The sequence below is a fragment of the Mesorhizobium sp. M2A.F.Ca.ET.037.01.1.1 genome (genome assembly GCF_003998075.1).
Taxonomy (GTDB): domain Bacteria; phylum Pseudomonadota; class Alphaproteobacteria; order Rhizobiales; family Rhizobiaceae; genus Mesorhizobium.
Map to the genome: position 1 here is coordinate 1 of NZ_RZSA01001148.1, position 1,893 is coordinate 1,893.

The 1,893-nt window shown below is 65.3% G+C and carries 2 protein-coding genes; one reads left to right on the plus strand and one right to left on the minus strand.

Annotated features, from left to right (window positions below; translation table 11 throughout):
- Positions 1 to 161: 161 nt before the first annotated feature.
- A complete protein-coding gene (locus tag EOA27_RS34460; protein ID WP_126083212.1) occupies positions 162 to 578 on the plus strand; it encodes a DoxX family protein in 417 nt (138 codons plus the stop codon).
- Between the two features lie 30 nt (positions 579 to 608).
- On the opposite strand, the gene EOA27_RS34465 is transcribed toward EOA27_RS34460, so the two are convergent.
- Positions 609 to 1,893, minus strand: a 1,285-nt coding sequence (locus EOA27_RS34465) for a Ppx/GppA phosphatase family protein (RefSeq protein ID WP_145970757.1), incomplete at its 5' end; no start/stop codon positions are given.

Here is a 1,893-nt window from a genome sequence, read left to right on the forward strand (position 1 = left end):
GAATAGGCGCCGGCGCCTATTCGATCGACGCCAAGCGCGGCTGATCCTTCTTTCCTCCCAAGCCAAACTCGAAAGCGGCGCGGAATTTTCCGCGCCGCTTTTTCGTTGCAGGCGTAGACTGCGCCGCAGCCGGCGTCATGCACCGGCAAGGGAGGTGGCCAATGTCTCGCAATGCGTTGCTTCTGGTCTCGCGGCTGCTGCTCGCCGCGCTCTTCGTGCCGTCGGGGTTCCAGGCGCTCACCAACATCTCCGGCACAATCAATTATTTCGCCGGGCTCGGCCTGCCGTTGCCGACTTTAGCGGCCTGGGGCACCGGCTTGTTCGAATTGATTGCAGGGCTCTTGATCCTCGTCGGTTTCCAGACCCGGATCGTAGCGCTTCTGCTTGCCGCCTTCTGCATCGTCGCGGGCTTCACCGGCCATTACGGCCAGGGCGGCGACGATGCCACGCTCGCCTTCCTGCACCAGCAGATGCTGATGAAGGACATCGCCATTGCCGGCGGCTTCCTGGCGCTCGCCATGGCCGGCGCCGGCGCATGGTCTGCTGACGGACGCGACTTTGGATCAGCGCCGAGGTGACCTGAGCCAGCCCTATTTCACCGAAACGTCCTATTTTACCGATACACTTGGCCCGCCCTCGACCGCCAGCACCAGGCGGCGGTTGGTGATGCGCGCCAGCTGCGCCAGCCGTCCAGCGGGGCGCTCGCCGTAGAGATCGGAGAGCGAGGCCGGCAGCACCAGCGCCAGCGCGCCGTTGCCGCGGCTTTCCCATTTCAGCCTCGGCATGACGCCCGGCATCGCGGCGGTGAGCAGATAGACCACGCGCATCATCGCCGCCAGCACGCGGGCGCGTTCCAGAAGGCGCGGTGGCGCCAGCGCCTTGATCTCGGGCGCGATGCCGTCGTTGAAGATGCCGTCATGGCGGTAGGCGTTGGCCAGGGCCAGATAGGCGCGGCCGGGATGGTCGACGCCGATGAAGGAGGCATGCGCGATGATGTTGAGCGACTGCCTGCCGCGATATTCTGGATGCGCGCGCCAGCCGATATCGGCGAGCAGGCAGGCGGCATGGCGGTAGCGCGTTTCGTCTTCCGTCTCGTCGATGCCGAAGGCCTTGAATGCCTTGCCGGTCCATTCGACAAGGTCATGCGCGTGGTGCACCGAGCGCGAGCGCAACAGCGCCAGTTCCTCGGCCGCCGAGATCAGCGGGTCAGCCTTCTGCTCCTCGGGGTCGAGCAGCGAATAGAGAAAACCCTCGCGCACGCCTTGCGCCGAGACGATGATCTTCGAGGGCTGCATCGCCGCCATGATCTCCTGCAGCACGACGGCGCCGTAGGGCAGCAGCGAGCGGCGGTTCTTGGAGACGCCTTCGATGCCCCTCACCTTCTCGACCTCGCCCTTGGCCACCTGCCTGAGGAAGGTCTGCGCGCTGTCGGCCGAAATCTCGTAGTGATGCATGATGCCGAGCGGGTAGTTGGTCATCTCCATATGCAGCCTGGCAAGGTTTCGCCAGGTGCCGCCGACGGCATAAAAGACCCTGCCTTGCCCGCCCTTGAGCAGCTTTGCCCGCGCCAGTTCCTGACGCGCGATCTTCTGCGCCTGCACCAGCGAGTTCTTGGCCATATCCTGCAGGCGCAGGCCGCCGAGCGGTAGCGTGATGCCGTCGCCGATCGCGTCTCGGTTGATGTCGATCAGCTCGAGGCTGCCGCCGCCGAGGTCACCGGCGATGCCGTTGGCCGGATGGAAACCGGAAATGACGCCAAGCGCCGAATAATAGGCTTCCTGGCGGCCGGTGAGCACGCGGATCTCGGTCTTCAGCACATCCTCGGCGCGGTGGATGAAATCGGGACCGTTGATGGCCTCGCGCGCGGCGGCGGTGGCCAGCACATACATGTGC